Raw genomic sequence first — 16,006 nt, forward strand, 5'->3', positions numbered from 1 at the left:
TTTGAACCGCCCACCCGGCCCGCCGCCGGTCAGGGAAAACGGACCTGCATGGGGCGACGCATCCTGGCTCGAGCAGTCAGGTTTCGCATGAGAAAATCAAGGCGGGGCGCTTGTCCCTTAACGGCTATTGGACGATCCCGCAGGCTTTCCGGGGTCCGCCGCCGCCGAGCGCTGCGGGGTGGTCCGAAAAGTTATCCCCGCCGGCATGAATCATCAGGCTGCGTCCCTTGAGGTCGGCCACTTTCAGCCGCGGCGCCAGGACCGGCAGGTTCGATCCGCCGTTTTCGTCGACGTAGAGCGGGGGCAGGTCGCCCAGGTGGCCGTTGCCGTAAGGGCCTTCATGCCGGCCGGTCCCGGCCGGGTCATAATGCCCGCCGGCGGCCAGACCCGGCACCACTTTTCCGTCTTTTTGCCCGGGACCGCAGTCTGCATTCTCGTGCACGTGAAAGCCGTGCAATCCCGGCGACAAGCCGTTTACATCCGGCGTAAACATCGCCCCGTAAGGCGTGTCGGTTACCGTTATGGTGCCGACGGCGTTACCGGGTCCGCTGTCCGTTGCGATGAACATGCTGACCGTCGCCCCACCGGCCCAGGCCGGACTCGAGATAAACCATACACCTGCAAGCAGGACAATAAACCGTTTCATGGCTGTGTTTCTCCTTTCAGTCAGTGGAAGCCTTGAAATACGATCAAATAAGCCGTCAAACCAACCGGGCGGTCATCCCATCGATCTCAAGGGTAGTGATTCTATAGGAAGGTAATACATTCTCCACAAATGAAAAGAACCGCTTACATGCTTCGGAGAGGGATACAGAAGGCGACCCTTTGCACCGCGATAGCGAATCGATTTTCCGTCGCGTGCGGTGGGTGGAATTAGCGAGCTGGCTGGAAATCGTTTGTCATCATCACGTTCCCTCAACCGCAGGCGCGGCCGGCACCGCTGAAAGAACAGCGGGCACACGCAGGGCTATCCTCAGTCCGCTGCGCCCTCCCCCGCTTTCTTGAACGCCGACTGGGGGAAAAAGCAATACGGGCATTCATCGGGCGCCTCGTCACCGTAATGGACATAGCCGCAGATGCGGCAGCGCCAGGCCGTCTCGTTCGCGTCGGCCCCGAGGGGATCGGCGTCCCGATGCAAGGGGAGGTCTTCCAGGGCCGGCATGGCGGGCTGGTACTGGCTCATCACGGCACCGGCGACGATCATGCGCTGGACCTCGCTGGTGCCTTCGTAGATGCGCAGGAGGCGCACATCGCGCAGCAGCTTTTCGACGGGATACATCTTGGTATAGCCATAGCCGCCAATGATCTGCAGGGCTTCATTGGCGACCTCCAGGGCGACCTCGGTGGCGTAGAGTTTGGCCACGGATGCATTCAAGGTGGGGTCCATACCCTGGTCGGCCTCCCAGGCCGCCTTCAAGGTCAGCAGGCGGGCGGTCTCCACCTTCTGGTACATCTCGGCGATTTTGAACTGAATCGCCTGGAATCCGGCAATGGGCATGCCGAATGCCTGCCGCTTCCTGGCATAGTCCATGGCGTACTCCATGGCCGACCGGGCCGCGCCCACACCGAAGGAGCCGATGATGGGCCGCGTGCGCCCGAAGGTCTTCATGGCCAGGACGAAACCGTTGCCCGGCGGCGCCAGCACGTTGGCTTTGGGTACGCGGACATTGTCGAATTTGAGCCCCACGGTGTTCGAGCAGCGCTGGCCCATTTTGGGGATGGGGCGACCGACCCGGACACCGGGCCAGCCCTTTTCCACCAGAAAGGCGCAGATCCCTTTGTGGCCCTGCTTGGGATCCACCGTGGCGAAGACCGAGATGTAATCGGCCAGGCCGCCGTTGGTGATCCAGTATTTGGTCCCGTCCAGGATGTAATCCTCGCCGTCGGCTTTGGCCCGGCAGCGGATGCCGGCCACATCCGACCCCATCAAGGGCTCGGAGGTGGCAAAACATATCAACTTGAAATCGTTGAGGATACGCGGGAGATAGCGTTTGCGGATCTCCTCGTTTTCGGACAGCAGCACCGGCTCCATGCCCAGGGAGTTGTCGAAAATCGAAGTGGCCAGGCCGGGGCAGGCGGCCGCCAGTTCTTCCGTCAGGATCGCGGCTTCGACCAGCCCCAATCCCTGCCCCCCGTACGCCTTGGGGATGTCCAGGTTCATGATCCCGGCATCAAAGGCTTTGCGCAACACCGGCAGCGGGATGTCGTCCTTTTCGTCATAGTACCAGGCCACCGGCAGCACTTCCTTGAGCGCAAAGTCACGGGCTTTCTGCTGCAGCGCCAGCTGCTCGGGCGTGAGCGTAAAATCCAGCATGGATCCCCCTTTTTCCATGGATCGATCGATTCGGTTGACCCGGCGACCTGCCAATCGGTGCGCTGGCGGCCGGTTAATGCACCACGAAAACGTCTGTTCGCGGGAACATGGCCGTGGCCAATCCTCGCATGCCTGATTGGGGGATGCAAGTGGTGAAAGCCATCGACCTTGCCTTTGACCGGCGGCGGATACGCTGCCCGTGGAAAAATCGTTTGCGGGGACACGGAAATGGCCAGCCGGACCTCGTGGCGGCGTGTCGACGAGTCAAGCGAGCGGGTCCGGTATGGTTGTCCGTGAGGGATTGACCCGGCGGGCGTTCAGACCGGGGGCATCACTGGTTCGGCGCAACGGGGATGACGGTCACCGGTACAGGCGAGTGTTTGAGCACCTTTTCGGCCACGCTGCCGAAACGGAAGTTACCCTTCTCGCCGTGGCTGGCCATGACCACCAGATCCACCTTCTCTTTTTCGATGAGCGTGAGGATCTCCCTGGCGGCATCACCGACCGCCACATGCTTGATGTAAAGCGGACAACCGTCAAGGTACTTTTCGCAGATCTGACCCAGCCGCGCGGTTGCCGTTTTGTTGGCATGCGCCATGAGTTCTGCGACCCGCTTTTCTTCGAACGCGCCGTACCAGCCGTCATGGTGGGCGATATCCTCGATCACGTAAAGAACGTGGATTTCCGCGCCGTATTTCTCGGTGAGCGATTTAACGTGCGGCAGGGCGCTTTCGGATATTGCCGAAAAGTCCGTCGGCCACAGTATTTTCCTCACGTCCATGGTTGACCTCCTTTGTTTTCCGGATCGGTTGATCCTCTCCTGTGTATTGTCCATCATCCCCACCGGGTGTGGGAACGACCGTGGATCAGCAAATCAGCCGGTGTGAATACCCCTACTCGATAGTGCTCGAATGCGGGCTTGCTGAAGCGTCAGCATCTGCAGGTTGGGCGGGATCGTCATAACGGGTGGATGAACCGCAACCGTGCCTTATAATGTGAATATAAGGCCGGGAGCAAGGCGTCGTCAAGCGGCTCATGGGTGGCTGGGCGTGGAAACGGACAGCCTCGACAGTCGATTGTCATGTAACCTGAGCCATCTGACTGGAACCGCGGTTTGACCCGGCATCAGGATGGATTAGATTATGGGCGATGATCATGGCGTCCCATGCAACGGGCACGGTTCGCTTGATGGGTGAACCGGAAGCGGTGAACGCCAACGATTGCATGATTGAACACGACACGTTCAGGAAGGTGAGACATGAGACTCAAACAGATAGTTATCATCGCTGGCCTGGGGCTTTTGATTGTGGCCGTCGGCGCCGCTACAGCCGAGCCGGACCGTCTGGTCGAAGCGATCAAGACCGGCGGCCACGTGCTGATGATCCGCCATGCCAACGCCCCGGGAAGCGGGGATCCCGATCACTTTCGGATCGGCGACTGCTCGACCCAGCGCAACCTTGACGACCGGGGGCGCATCCAGGCCCGGCGCATCGGCCAATGGCTGCGCCAACGGGGCGTTGCCTCGGCCCGGATCTACGCCAGCCAGTGGTGCCGATGCCTCGAGACGGCCGCCCTGATTGGTCTCGGTCCGGTTGCCGAGCTGCCGGCCCTGAATTCCTTTTACGAACGGCCGCAGGACCGCGAGCCCAACCTTGCCGCCCTGCGCGCGTTCCTGGCCGAACAACCTGCAGACGGCCCGCTGATCGTCCTGGTCACTCATTTCGTGACCATTTCGGCCATCACCGGCGAGGGCGTGTCTTCCGGCGAGGGAGTGGTGGCACGCCTGGACGGTGAAGGTGGCGTTGAAGGATTGGGGCGGCTGGGCTTTGATTTCTGAGCGTTGATGCCATTTGCATCAATGGCCGCAGCCCGCCGCACCACCGGCTCGCTCAGCTCTCATCCCGGAGAAAGGCCAGGAGCGCGTCCGGCTCGGGATGGTCGGCGGGATCATTGGCATCGTGGCTGAAACGGATTCGACCGCTGTCGTCAATGATGAAAACCCCGGGCAGCTGACGGACATCGCCTTTGGGAATGCCTAAACCGTGGCCCCTGGCCATGGCCGACAACCCCTTTGCGGCCATCCTTACGGACAGCAGGCCCCCCAGGGATGCCTGCTTGAGATGAAACGCCCTGAAGAGCCGCTTCTGCGGATCGGCAATCATGGCAAAGGGGACCTGAAATCGTGCTTTGAAGGCCGCGGTTTCCTCCGCTGTTCCCAGTCCGACGAGTACCACCCGGGCGCCGATCTGCTTAAAGCCATCTTCTTTCTGACGCAACTGCGCCACCTGATCCCGGCAGAAGGGTCACCCGTAATGGCGCAGGAAAACCAGCACCAGCGGGCCGCTTTGCCAGAAGTGACTGAGGCGCGTGACCGTATTGTCCCACAGCACCACCTCCTGGTCACGGACTGTCTTTACCTCTTTGGACATGGCGGTTCTCTCCGTAGCGGTAACCGAATCCCGGCGCGGCGCACCGGTTGTTGGTTCACTGTCGACGCCGGCCGGTTGGCGTTCCGTTGGACCGTTATCGACCGCCGGCAGGAACGACGTGGAAAAGGACGGCAAAAAAGTGAAAAATGCTGCCGGCCAGCACAAAAAGATGCCAGATGGCATGATGATAGGGAAGGTTGCGCAACAGGTAAAAGCCGATGCCGACGGTATACGACAGGCCGCCGGCAAGCAGCAACAGCAGGCCGCCGGGGGCAATGCCGGCCAGCAGGGGTTTGACGGCGGCGACCACGGCCCAGCCCATGCCCAGGTACAATCCAAGCGACAGCGCACGATACCGGTGCAGTGGGGTCAGTTCAACAACGATTCCGAAAAGCGCCAGCCCCCATACCACGCCGAACAGGGACCAGCCCCAGGGGCCGTAAAGAGTCACCAGGGTGAACGGGGTATAGGTCCCTGCAATCAGCAAAAATATGGCACAATGGTCAACGGTCTGCAAAACGGCCTTGGCGCGGGGGGTTCGTGCGCTGTGGTAAAGGGTCGACGCCGTATACATCAGAATCAGCATGGACCCGAAGACACTGACGCCGACCAGGTGCCGTAAATTTCCGTAAACGCCGGCGGAGGCGGTCAACACCCCCAGGCCCGCGACAGCCAGGATGATGCCGACACCATGGGTGATGCTGTTGGCCGTCTCTTCGGCGCGGCGGTGGTGATCGTAGGTGATAGAGCGGTTCATCAGCCGGTCAGCGCTCCTTGTGGGGGTTCCCGCAGGCCGACTTGCCTGAACGGTCGGATACTTGTGAGGGTGAGTAAAATCCGGCGTAAAGTCAAACCAATTATCCAGCCGGCCCGGCGCTGACATTTCTTTTACATGGAATGGGGATGTCAGGAAGCGGTCAAGATGGATGATAACCGCGCTTGCCGTCGACAACTCCGCGAACGCCGCCTTCAGGGCTTGCCGTGTCGCCGTCGCGCCGTGGGATCAGATGGATATGGGCATGAAACACGGTCTGTCCGGCCGATGCGCCGATGTTCGTTCCGATGTTGAAGCCGGTGACGGACGGGTCCCGGAGCCGGATCTTTTCAACGAGGGCGCGGATCAGTGTTTCGCTGTCGCTGATTTCCCGGCGGGTCATGAAAAGCCAGTCGGCCGTATGGCGCAGGGGAACGATCAACAGGTGGCCGGCTGTCACCGGGAAACCGTCGTCAAAGGCGGCAACCGTGTCGAGCGTCTCCACCGCCTTTCCCGCCCTGATCCACCGGCAGAAGAGGCAGTTTGTGTGGCCATCATACGGACGTTCCATCGTTTACCGCCTCCCTTCTCCTGCATTTATTCTCTGCCGGCGATCCGCAAACATGGGCGTCGCTGCGCCGCCTGAGGTTGGCCGGCAGCTTGCCCACCGTTGCCCGCCGGCAGGAAATGATAAACCATTGACAGGTACCGCCATCTTACCCTAAAAATTGGAATGAGCCAATCAATCGATACCATAGCGTTGCCCCCGGGCCACCAAGCCGTTCCCGACGCGCTTTTTCCTGACACGAAGCCCCATACGGCCCCCGGCAACATGACGCCATAAGCGGATGGCCCGGACGGTTTAAACCACCCCCCGGCGACCATCGCGCGAACAGCCTCGACCAAGCCATTTCCCGGGGATATCCACTAGCCCCACGGATCATACATAGCGCACTGCATCCAATATTCGATCGACCGGAATCCTAACCAGCGGGAGGGCATGATGAAAACAACGGTGATGGACGTCTTTGGTGAAACGGTGGCGGCCTATGGAGACAGAATTGCCTTGAAGCACAAGCGCGGCGGTCGTTGGGAAGCGATGACCTGGCGGGACTACCATGTTCAGGTCCGCACCGCGGCCAAGGCTTTTATGGCCCTGGGCCTCGAGGCCGGCAAAGCGGTCAGCATCCTCGGGAACAACTGCCCCCAATGGTTTATCAGCGATCTGGCCGCCATTTTTTCAGGAGCGATCCCCGGCGGCATCTATACCACCAGCACGCCGGAACAGTGCCTCTATATCGCCGAGCACAGCGAAGCCAACATCGTGGTGGTGGAGGATGCGGCCCAGCTGGCCAAGTTCGCAATGCTTTGGGACCGTCTGCCCGACCTGAAGGCTATCGTGATGATGAACGGGTCGGACGCCGACGAGCGGGTGCTCGCCTGGCAGGACCTGCCCGAACTGGCCGCCACGATCACCGACGAGGCGCTGGATGCGCGCATGCAGCACCAGGCCCCCACAGACTGCTGTACGCTGATTTACACATCCGGTACGACCGGCAACCCAAAAGGGGTCATGATCACTCACGACAACATTGTCTGGACGGCCCGCAAAGTGGTCGAAATCACCGGGAGCGATCACCGGGACCAACTCATCAGCTACCTCCCCTTGAGCCATATCGCCGAGCAGATGGTCAGCCTGATGGTGCCGCTGACGATCGGGTGCACCTCCTGGTTTGCCGAAAGCCTGGACCTGCTGGGCGAAAACCTGCAGGAAGTTCGGCCGACCATATTTCTCGGCGTACCGCGGGTTTGGGAGAAAATTCAGGCCAAGATAGCCGCGGCCGGCGCCCAGAATCCACCGCTTAAAAAAAAGATCGCCGCCTGGGCCCGCAAACAGGGTCTCGCCGGCGGCTATGCCCACCAGGTCGGCAAACCCCTACCCCTCTTCTATTCGCTGGCAGACAAACTGGTTTTCTCGAAGGTCCGCGATCGGCTGGGGTTTGATCGCTGCCGCCTGTTCTTTTCCACGGCCGCGCCGATTGCCGAGGACACCCTCGAGTTCTTCATGAGCCTGGGGATCCCGATTGCGGAGATATACGGCATGAGCGAGTGCACGGGACCGACCACGATCTCCATGCCCCACCCGCATCGCTATCGCACCGGCTGGGCCGGACCGGCCATGCCCGGAACGGAACTCTCCCTCGGAGAGCACAACGAAATTCTCATGCGTGGGCGTCATGTGTTCAAGGGGTATTACAAAAACGAATCGTCCACCAGCGAAACCATTGACGAGCAAGGCTGGCTTCACTCCGGCGATGTGGGTGAGATCGACGAGGCCGGTTTTCTGAAAGTGACCGACCGCATGAAGGAGTTGATCATCACCGCAGGCGGGGAAAACATTCCCCCCCAGGTCCTGGAAGGCAAGCTGAAGTCGATTCCCGTCATCAACCAGGTGGTGGTGGTCGGCGACCGGCGCAAGTATGTCACCGCCCTGCTGACCCTCGATCCGGCCAAACTCGAACCGGCCGCCGACGAGGCGGGCAGCCGCGCAAAAGACGTTGCCGGCGCAGCCGTATGCGAAACCTTCAACCGCTACCTGCAGCGGCAGGTGGCGGTGGTCAACACCACCCTGCCCCGCCCCTGGACGATTAAAAAGTTTACGATACTGCCGGAAGAGCTGTCGCTCGAGAAGGGCGAACTGACACCGACCATGAAGCTGAAACGCCGGATCATCAAGGCCAATTACGCCCGCGAGATCGAAGCCATGTATCCGGATTAGCCGGCGTCGTCCTGCCGTCAAACCGATCCAACCCCCTTGCGTGGGTGAAACCCGGCCGATCGGCGGGTGTCGGCAGGCCGTTGGCCGGATCGTTGGAGACTGCATGCGGGCATCCCGATCCGGCCGATTTCAAGATCAAATAAGTGTTGACAAATAGTAATGATTACTATTTAAGAGCCACATGCAAAACAAAACGTTGGCTCAGCGTGTGAAGCTCTTTATCGAAACCTGCCACCGCCACCGGTTGAAAATAACCCCCCAGCGTGTCGGCATCTACCGGGTGCTGATTCAATCGAAGCGGCATCCCACGGCCGATCTGGTGTTCAGGGCAGTTAAAAAAGAGTTCCCGAACATCTCTTTCGATACGGTCAACCGCACACTGTTGACCTTTGCCGGGATCGGGATGGTGGAGGTCGTGGAGACCTTCGGTGGGCCCAAGCGCTTCGACCCTGACATCAGCGACCATCACCACCTGCACTGCATGGCCTGCGGCAGGATCATCGATTTCGAATATGAAGGCTACGCCCTTCTGGAAGTACCGAAAGCGATCACCACCACCTTCAAGGTGATCAGCAGACGGGTCGTCCTCAAAGGCCTTTGTGACGCGTGTACCGCAAAGCAGTAAATGGTCTGAAAGCCGCCGTCGCTGCACCAGCGGAATGCCGGACCTCTTTTTTCATTCGCAACCCACTCACCAACCAGCAAGGAGGAAAAAATGAGCAAGACCACCGACAATCTGAAAGCGGCCTTCGCCGGCGAATCCCAGGCCCGCAACAAGTACACGTTTTTTGCCAAGGTTGCCCGCAAAGAGGGCTATCACTACATTGCCAAGATTTTCGAGGAGACGGCCTTTAACGAAATGCAGCATGCCAAGGACCACCTGAAACTGCTGGGCGGCATCGGCGACACCCTGACCAATCTGAAGGAAGCCATGGGCGGGGAAGACTACGAGGTGGAGAGCATGTACCCGCAGTTCGCCAGGGAGGCGGAAGAAGAGGGACAGACCCAGGCGAAGATCGCCTTCGAGCAAGTGGCCAAGATCGAGGCTCACCATCGTTCACGCTACAAGAAACTGCTTGCGATGGTCGAGGCCGGGACCGTGTATAAACGCGAAAAGCCGATCAAATGGAAGTGCGGCGTCTGCGGCTATATTGTCGAAGGCACCGAACCGCCCCCCATGTGCCCGTCCTGTAAGCATCCCAAAGAACATTACGAGCCGGCCAACATGGATTTCTGATTGTCGGCCTATTCTAAAGCACTACCGTTGGAAGCCGGGCGGCGCCGGCAAATGATTGCGCGGCGGCGCCCGGTATCACCGCCGGCGACAGGCTGCCGGCAGGGATCCTCGGCATCGAGGAGGATGTCGTGCACCCCCGGGGACGCCGGGTTTACCCCCGCTCAGCCATCAATGTCGCCACATGACGGGCAATGGCGGGGCTGGCGGTAAGTCCGGGCGACTCGATGCCGATCAGGTTGATCACCCCGGGAAACCCCTTGGACGTTTCCTCGGCGATGATAAAATCCCTGGCCGGATCTCCGGGTTTTTGGAGCTTGGGCCGGATTCCGGCCATTTCCGGCTGCAGCTGGTCAAGCGCGATGCCGGGCAGGTAGCGGCGGGCTGCCTCGTAAAAGGACTGCCGGTCCTGCGGATTCACGGAATAATCGATATTTCTGTCCGGCTGGTAGGTCGCGTTGGGGCCGAGTTTCACCCGGTCGCTCAAGTCGATGGTGGCATGGACCCCCAGGCCCACATGGTTGGCCTGGGGAACCGGATAGACCAGATGGCCAATGAACCCCCGAGGTACATCGAGACTGAAATACTCCCCTTTCCAGTAGTGCAGCCGGTAGCCGCACCTATCGATGTCAATTCCCATGGACGCGGCGATTCGATCGGATTCCAGGCCTGCACAGTTGACGATCCAGCGCGACGAGAATGCGTCTGTCTGGCCGTCCGGATAGACCACATGAACCCGGTAGCGGCCGTCGCCTTGTTTTTCCACCCGTGAAACCGTCGTATTCGGCACGAACTGGGCACCGTTTTTTTGGGCCCGGGAAGCATAATGGCGCATCAGCCGATGGGAGTGGATGATGCCGGTGGAGGGAGAAAAGAGGGCGGCACAGGCCTTTATATTGGGCTCCATGGCCTTGATCTGCCTGGCGCTCAACATCTCCAGGGCCTCCGCCCCGTTCTCGCGGGCGTGCTCCTGGATGGTCGCCAGAATCGCTTCTTCATCTTTCTGGGTGGCCACGATCAGCTTGCCGCAGCGCCGGTGGGGAATCCGGCTCTGCTCGCACAGCCGGTACAACAACCGGTTGCCCTCGACGCAGAGTCTGGCCTTCTTGGAATCCTTGGCATAATAGATGCCGGCGTGGATCACTTCACTGTTGCGGCTGGAGGTTTCCTGGCCAAAGCTGTCATGACGCTCCAGGATCAACACCCCCTTGCGGGTCCTGGACAGTTCCGCAGCCACGGCGAGACCGACAACGCCTGCCCCGATGATGGTCGATGTAATTTCCATGAGTACCCCTTGAAGTCCAAAACGGCGGTCAGGCGCGGGCGCGATCCCTGTCCGCTCCGCCCGCCCCTCCCCGCGCCATAAATCTCAAATAGGCCTCGACCACATGCCCGGAATCGATCTGCAGGACCTCGGCATAGGCTTTTAAAAATTGCCTGACATAGATTTCGGCAGGCAGGTCTTCGAACTGGTCGGCCTCGATCCTTTTCAGGGAGTCGCCGCTGATTTTGGTGACGGTGTATATTTCGGAGATTTCGATACCGTAGGCTTGCCTGAGCTGCTTCAATTCCTGTCCGGAGATCATCTCTTTGGAGAGCATCGTTTCGATGAGCTGCCTGATTGCCGGCGTATCGGCTTTCTTCCGGACCCATTGCCCGAGGCTCTTTTCATCGGGAGTGATTCTTGTGTCGGCGCCGGCGGCCGGCTTTCTGTGGCTCTGCCCGGAAAAATCGGCCGCATCCACCTGGCCGGTATCGATGAGCATCCGATTGTAGGCGGTTCTTTTGTCTTCGTTGATCAGGGTGTCAAAGGCCGTCTCAATGGCCTGCAGCAGGCGCTCCCGTTGCTCGTCGGAAAAAAGTGAATAGGTGGCCACGCTTTCCGCTTCGTAAATGGCCAGCGCACCCCGGTAGGCGTGCTTGATTTCATCTGCAGCCGCATTGGCGGGAACCTGCAGGATCTGGTAGTAATTCTCATTTTCAAATGTTTTCATAAACCCTGCAGCACTGCGGATGAAGCCGGCTGACCATTGGTGAGCGATTCGGCAATTTGTTTTAATTCCATGGTGGTGACGGTCGCCGGATAGCTTTTCACATACAACTTTCTTGCGTAAATCGAATCGATGACGCGCTCGTCGAAAGCCACCTGCCCCCAGAATTCAAAGGGTGAATAAAAATGGCGGTTGCATACGGTCTCTATCTTTTCGCCAAGTGAGAAATCGGCGTTCCTGCGAAACTGGTTCAAGATCAATTTGAATTGAAACCGGCCGATCCGGTCCTTTAAAAACGCTATATTTTCAGGATCGTATTTCTGTACGACATCCATGATATCCTGGGCCCTCAGCGCATTGGAATCCGCTTCCAGGACCGCCGTTTTGACCCGCGAATCGAAATCGTACCGTTTGATCAGCTGTTTTAATTTTCTCAGATAGACGGCTTTGATAAACCGAAACGCGTTTTCAATGGAGGTGGGTTCGGGGGTGCAGACAAAGACCCCCTTGCGGGAAGTCAGGAAAAAATCGAGGGTGTTGAAGTTGGTCCCGGCACCCAGGTCGATGATGATATAGTCAAAAGGCAGTTTTTTGATGGCATTGATCAGCTTGATTTTCTGGGCATAGAACAGGTTGGCAATCTCCATGGAGCAGGTGGATGAACTGACGAGAAAAAGATTGGCGATCGGAGTGGGGACCGCCGTGCTCTCCAGTGTTTGCGCCGTTTTATCCAAAAAGCGGTTCAACCCGTCCGTGGGCGCCGGCATCCCCAGGAAGGTATGCAGGTTGGAGGCGCCCAGATCCAGGTCGATCAGGGCGACTGCCCGGCCGTGCCTGGCAATCAGCGCCCCGAGGCTCGCGGCGACAAAGCTTTTTCCGACCCCGCCTTTGCCGCCCCCTATCGGATAGATCTTCGGCATCGGTTCGATATTTTCGCTGTGCGCCACGCAAGCCACCTGCCCACCCGAGATCTGTTATAAGCAATCATCAGAACCCTGCCGTATTCGCCCGCCACGTGCAATCGTCACCGCTGCCACACCGAACGATGCAGCCGGTTGGCTTATCCGCCGGGTATCCAGCCTTGATTGTTCAATAAGCTATTTTTGGGTCACAAATCAAGGTCTGCCACCTGTTCAGTGCGCACCCGGCCCAAAGATCGGCCGCAGTATTAAAAAAAGATTGTCAAGCACGGACAAATCAATCAACAATACAATCATCCGCCACCCCCTTCCTCAACCTGCTGGTTCCGTTGCGGTACAGTAGAATGCTGGCGATGCCATTCCCGGGGACCTGGACCAATCACCGAAGCGACGGCGGGTGGTTATGTGTTCACTGTCTGCGAGGATTTATCATTGGCAAAAAAATACGTAAGAAGGAGGAAGCGAATATGTTCAAGAAACAGAAAAATCCGCTGTTGGTTCTGGCAGTCGCAACCTTTTCATGCGTGCTTTTCTTCAGCGGCAGCGCAGCCGGTTCGGGATTCGCCATCATCGAGCAGAGCGCCGCCAGTGCAGGGTATGCCTACGCCGGCGTGGCGGCCGCGGCACAGGATGCCAGCACCGTCTTTTTCAACCCGGCCGGCATGGCCCTGCAGTCCGGCAGCCAGCTGCAGGTCGGCGCCCACTATATCATTCCGCAGGCCGAGTTCAAGAACCAGGGCTCGACCACCGTGCTGACGACCCCTCTCACCGGGGGCAACGGCGGTGACGGTGGCGAAGCGGCCCTGGTGCCCAACCTGTTTTTCATGCACAGCTTTTCCGATCAGTGGAAAGCCGGCATCGGTGTCACCGCTCCCTATGGATTGGCCACCAAATACGACGATGGCTGGGTCGGACGCTATCACGGCATCAAATCCGAATTGGCCACCTTGAACATCAACCCGTCCGTCGCCTATCGCATCAATGACCAGTGGTCGCTGGGCGTGGGCGTCAGCTTTCAGCAGGCAACGGCCGACCTGACCAACGCCATCGACTACGGAACCGCTCTGTTCGCCGGTGGTTTTGCACCGCCCACGGCATCCCAAAATCTTGACGGCAAAGGCGAAGTGGAGGGCGACGATTGGGGCATCGGCGCCAATGTAGGCTTGATTTTCGAACCGCGGGCCGGCACCCGGGTGGGGGTTCATTATCGATCCCAGATCGAGCACACCTTAGAGGGTGATGCCACCTTCGAGACACCGGCCGCCGCCGCCGCCTTCGCCCAGGCGGTCGGACTGGTCGACACCACCGCCACTGCCGATGTGACCCTGCCGGAAACCGTTTCGATCAGTGCCTATCACGCCTTTAACGAGCGCTGGGCCATCCTGGCCGATCTCACCTGGACCAAGTGGAGCCACCTGGATGAATTGAGGATCAAGTTCGCCTCCGGAGCGGCTGACAGCGTGACCACCCTGAACTGGGACGACACCTGGCGTTACTCCCTGGGAGGAACCTTCAAGCCGATGGAAGCGTTGGAACTGCGGGCCGGCGTTGCCTTCGACGAAACACCGATTCCCGACGAACGTCACCGGACGCCTCGCATTCCCGGTGCCGATCGAATATGGGTGACCTTTGGTGCCGGCTATCAGTTCACCGAGAGGATTACGGTCGATTTTGCCTATGGCCATCTGTTCATCGATGACCCGAAAATCGACAAAGATGTCACCGAGGCGGAAAACCGGTTGCGCGGCGCGCTGGTCGGTGAATATGATGCCAGCGTGGATATTATCAGCGCGGCGGTCTCGTTCCGGTTTTGACCATGCCGACCCGTAATCGCCCGCACCGGCAAATCGTCTTGGTTTGTATGCAAGTTGGTGTTGCCGGAAAATTATAGCCGACGGCGCCACCCGAACAAAAAGCTCGGGGGCGCCGTCAATTATACGAGATGGTAATGGCAGGCTAGTCCATAGGCGTGACTGTCATAACCTCGATAACCTGGCCGTCGTCGGTCTCGGCAATCGCGCCGGTGACTTTGACCAGCTGACCGATCATGTCCGACAGGTCCTTACCGGCCACCACATAGGAATCCGTGCCTGTGACGACCGCCAGTCCTTTTTCAGTCTGGACCAGCCTCCCGTCGATCTCGGCAACCTCGGCCGCATCCGACGCCGCCACCCGGGGCGCCGTCTCCGTTTCGGTTTGTTCGGCCTGTCCCACGGTGGCCGGCGGCTTCTCCGAGCAGGCGATAATGAGAAAACAGGCAAAGCCCAAAGCGGCAATGATGATAAATGTCTTCATTTCTTCCTCCTCTCATGGTGAGCATTCAAAAAGCCATTTCAATCCACGCAGCACGGTTCAGCACACGGCCTGTCATGGCGCAAAAGCGGCGATTAGTCGCGATCCATCGACAGGTTCAGCCATTGATTGACACGGATTGGCCAAGCGCAATCGATTTTCAACATCCTGTCGGTGTTTTTTGAAATGGTCTCACGTTGGTGATGCGACGACACGGCGTCGCGACTCCCCAGGCCCATCGAGAACAGGAAGCGAAAGGGTGTGGGTCTCATGCCAGGGTCCGGGCAACAGGCCTTTCAACGCGGAGCTGGAACAGGCGTCGTTCCAAATGAAAAGCAATTTCGATTCCATTTTTTTATCCATTGAAATCATTTGAAATTTATCAGTCCGCCTAAAAAACGGTCATCGTCTGGTTGCAATTTTTGCGCACCGGCTGGAAAAATTTTGGTCGACCATCATTTCGTGACCGGGTTCGCCGGTTCCAGCGGAGGGGTGAAGACCTGATGGAAAGGCGATGGCGGCAGCGTGAGCGGATGCCGCAGCACAGAAAAGGATAGCATCGCCATGGCTGCGCACAGGCGGTGGACCATCAGAAGGGCAAGCCGGCCCCGCTCCGAAAATAAACTTGTTAAACCGCCGTTTTCTGAATAAATTGAAATGGCCATCCCGCTGCGGGTGTCGCCCGCTGAAAAAGCGCCGATGGGCGCAACCGCCTGCCGGCGGCAGATGTGGCGATAAAATAGACCGAGATGCACCGCCGCCCGCATCGCCTTCAACGGCTCATTTTTATCAAGGAGAAGATGCCATGGAAATGAAAACCGTCACGATCGACAATCCCGAACAACTCAATTTCATCCTGGGGCAGTCCCACTTCATCAAAACCGTGGAAGATGTTTATGAAGCCATCGTCAATACGGTTCCCGGGGCCAAATTCGGCGTCGCCTTCTGCGAAGCCTCGGATGTCTGCCTGGTGCGCTTTGCCGGCACGGATGAGGGCCTGATCGCACTTTCCCGCAAAAACGCGCTGAACCTGGGGGCCGGCCACAGCTTCATCATCTTCATGCGCGACATGTTCCCGGTCAACATCCTCAATACGATCAAACAGGTGCCGGAGGTTTGCCGGATTTTCTGCGCCACGGCCAATCCGGTCGAGGTGATCATCGCCGAAAGCGCGCTGGGGCGCGGCATCATGGGTGTCATCGACGGTTTTGCCGCCAAAGGGATTGAAGGTGACGCCGACATCGCCAAACGCAAATCCTTCCTGCGCACCATCGGCTATAAAATGTGAACCGC

At 59.0% G+C, this 16,006-nt stretch carries 17 protein-coding genes and 1 pseudogene; 6 read left to right on the forward strand and 12 right to left on the reverse strand.

The features are described 5' to 3' along the window. Positions 1–124: 124 nt before the first annotated feature. The 3 genes from sodC to ACZCED_RS07775 all read right to left on the reverse strand — a co-directional run bounded on the left by sodC (position 125) and on the right by ACZCED_RS07775 (position 3,095). Positions 125–646, reverse strand: a complete 522-nt coding sequence (sodC, locus tag ACZCED_RS07765) for a superoxide dismutase [Cu-Zn] SodC (RefSeq protein WP_462968144.1) — start codon at positions 644–646, stop codon at positions 125–127. 327 nt (positions 647–973) lie between these two features. Beyond that, positions 974–2,314, reverse strand: a complete 1,341-nt coding sequence (locus tag ACZCED_RS07770; RefSeq protein WP_464860552.1) for an acyl-CoA dehydrogenase family protein — start codon at positions 2,312–2,314, stop codon at positions 974–976. A gap of 331 nt (positions 2,315–2,645) precedes the next feature. Further along, complete coding sequence (locus tag ACZCED_RS07775) at positions 2,646–3,095, reverse strand: universal stress protein (RefSeq protein ID WP_462968146.1); 450 nt, start codon at positions 3,093–3,095, stop codon at positions 2,646–2,648. 477 nt (positions 3,096–3,572) lie between these two features. On the opposite strand from ACZCED_RS07775, the gene ACZCED_RS07780 reads away from it, so the two are divergent. Then, complete coding sequence (locus ACZCED_RS07780; protein WP_462968147.1) at positions 3,573–4,151, forward strand: histidine phosphatase family protein; 579 nt, start codon at positions 3,573–3,575, stop codon at positions 4,149–4,151. A 52-nt stretch (positions 4,152–4,203) separates the two neighbouring features. Here the strand turns inward: ACZCED_RS07780 and ACZCED_RS07785 are convergent. The 4 genes and pseudogenes from ACZCED_RS07785 to ACZCED_RS07800 all read right to left on the reverse strand — a co-directional run. After that, positions 4,204–4,605 (reverse strand): annotated as a pseudogene (locus ACZCED_RS07785) (AhpC/TSA family protein); the annotation flags it as partial. Positions 4,606–4,617: 12 nt separating this feature from the next. Further along, the gene (locus ACZCED_RS07790) at positions 4,618–4,743 is read right to left on the reverse strand and encodes a hypothetical protein (RefSeq protein WP_462968148.1); all 126 of its coding nucleotides are present in this window, start codon (positions 4,741–4,743) and stop codon (positions 4,618–4,620) included. A gap of 94 nt (positions 4,744–4,837) precedes the next feature. After that, a complete protein-coding gene (gene trhA, locus ACZCED_RS07795; protein ID WP_462968149.1) occupies positions 4,838–5,500 on the reverse strand; it encodes a PAQR family membrane homeostasis protein TrhA in 663 nt (220 codons plus the stop codon). 160 nt (positions 5,501–5,660) lie between these two features. Next, entirely contained in the window at positions 5,661–6,068 is a 408-nt protein-coding gene (locus tag ACZCED_RS07800) for an HIT family protein (protein ID WP_462968150.1), read from the reverse strand. 429 nt (positions 6,069–6,497) lie between these two features. On the opposite strand from ACZCED_RS07800, the gene ACZCED_RS07805 reads away from it, so the two are divergent. The 3 genes from ACZCED_RS07805 to ACZCED_RS07815 all read left to right on the forward strand — a co-directional run bounded on the left by ACZCED_RS07805 (position 6,498) and on the right by ACZCED_RS07815 (position 9,513). Further along, the gene (locus ACZCED_RS07805) at positions 6,498–8,276 is read left to right on the forward strand and encodes an AMP-dependent synthetase/ligase (protein WP_464860553.1); all 1,779 of its coding nucleotides are present in this window, start codon (positions 6,498–6,500) and stop codon (positions 8,274–8,276) included. Between the two features lie 181 nt (positions 8,277–8,457). Beyond that, positions 8,458–8,901: a Fur family transcriptional regulator gene (locus tag ACZCED_RS07810; RefSeq protein WP_464860554.1), complete on the forward strand. Its 444-nt coding sequence runs from the start codon at positions 8,458–8,460 to the stop codon at positions 8,899–8,901. A gap of 90 nt (positions 8,902–8,991) precedes the next feature. Further along, a complete protein-coding gene (locus tag ACZCED_RS07815; RefSeq protein WP_462968153.1) occupies positions 8,992–9,513 on the forward strand; it encodes a rubrerythrin family protein in 522 nt (173 codons plus the stop codon). Between the two features lie 151 nt (positions 9,514–9,664). Here ACZCED_RS07815 and ACZCED_RS07820 read toward each other — a convergent pair whose 3' ends face one another. From ACZCED_RS07820 to ACZCED_RS07830, 3 genes are read right to left on the reverse strand one after another with little or no spacing between them, the layout of a single operon-like run. Further along, positions 9,665–10,795, reverse strand: a complete 1,131-nt coding sequence (locus tag ACZCED_RS07820; protein ID WP_464860555.1) for an NAD(P)/FAD-dependent oxidoreductase — start codon at positions 10,793–10,795, stop codon at positions 9,665–9,667. A 28-nt stretch (positions 10,796–10,823) separates the two neighbouring features. Continuing rightward, entirely contained in the window at positions 10,824–11,504 is a 681-nt protein-coding gene (locus ACZCED_RS07825) for a helix-turn-helix domain-containing protein (protein ID WP_462968155.1), read from the reverse strand. After that, on the reverse strand, positions 11,501–12,448 hold the full coding sequence (locus tag ACZCED_RS07830) for a MinD/ParA family ATP-binding protein (RefSeq protein WP_462968156.1): 948 nt from the start codon (positions 12,446–12,448) through the stop codon (positions 11,501–11,503). The genes ACZCED_RS07825 and ACZCED_RS07830 overlap by 4 nt, the downstream gene beginning before the upstream one ends. Before the next feature lie 440 nt (positions 12,449–12,888). Between ACZCED_RS07830 and ACZCED_RS07835 the strand changes: the two genes are divergently transcribed. Beyond that, on the forward strand, positions 12,889–14,235 hold the full coding sequence (locus ACZCED_RS07835) for an OmpP1/FadL family transporter (protein WP_462968157.1): 1,347 nt from the start codon (positions 12,889–12,891) through the stop codon (positions 14,233–14,235). 142 nt (positions 14,236–14,377) lie between these two features. Here the strand turns inward: ACZCED_RS07835 and ACZCED_RS07840 are convergent, their stop codons facing one another. Beyond that, positions 14,378–14,716: a hypothetical protein gene (locus ACZCED_RS07840; RefSeq protein WP_464860556.1), complete on the reverse strand. Its 339-nt coding sequence runs from the start codon at positions 14,714–14,716 to the stop codon at positions 14,378–14,380. A gap of 452 nt (positions 14,717–15,168) precedes the next feature. After that, positions 15,169–15,489: a hypothetical protein gene (locus tag ACZCED_RS07845; RefSeq protein WP_464860557.1), complete on the reverse strand. Its 321-nt coding sequence runs from the start codon at positions 15,487–15,489 to the stop codon at positions 15,169–15,171. Positions 15,490–15,518: 29 nt separating this feature from the next. Here ACZCED_RS07845 and ACZCED_RS07850 point away from each other — a divergent pair, with 29 nt between their 5' ends. Next, complete coding sequence (locus ACZCED_RS07850) at positions 15,519–16,001, forward strand: adenosine-specific kinase (RefSeq protein WP_464860558.1); 483 nt, start codon at positions 15,519–15,521, stop codon at positions 15,999–16,001. The last annotated feature ends 5 nt before the right edge of the window (positions 16,002–16,006 follow it).

The sequence above is a fragment of the Desulfosarcina sp. genome (assembly GCF_055467485.1).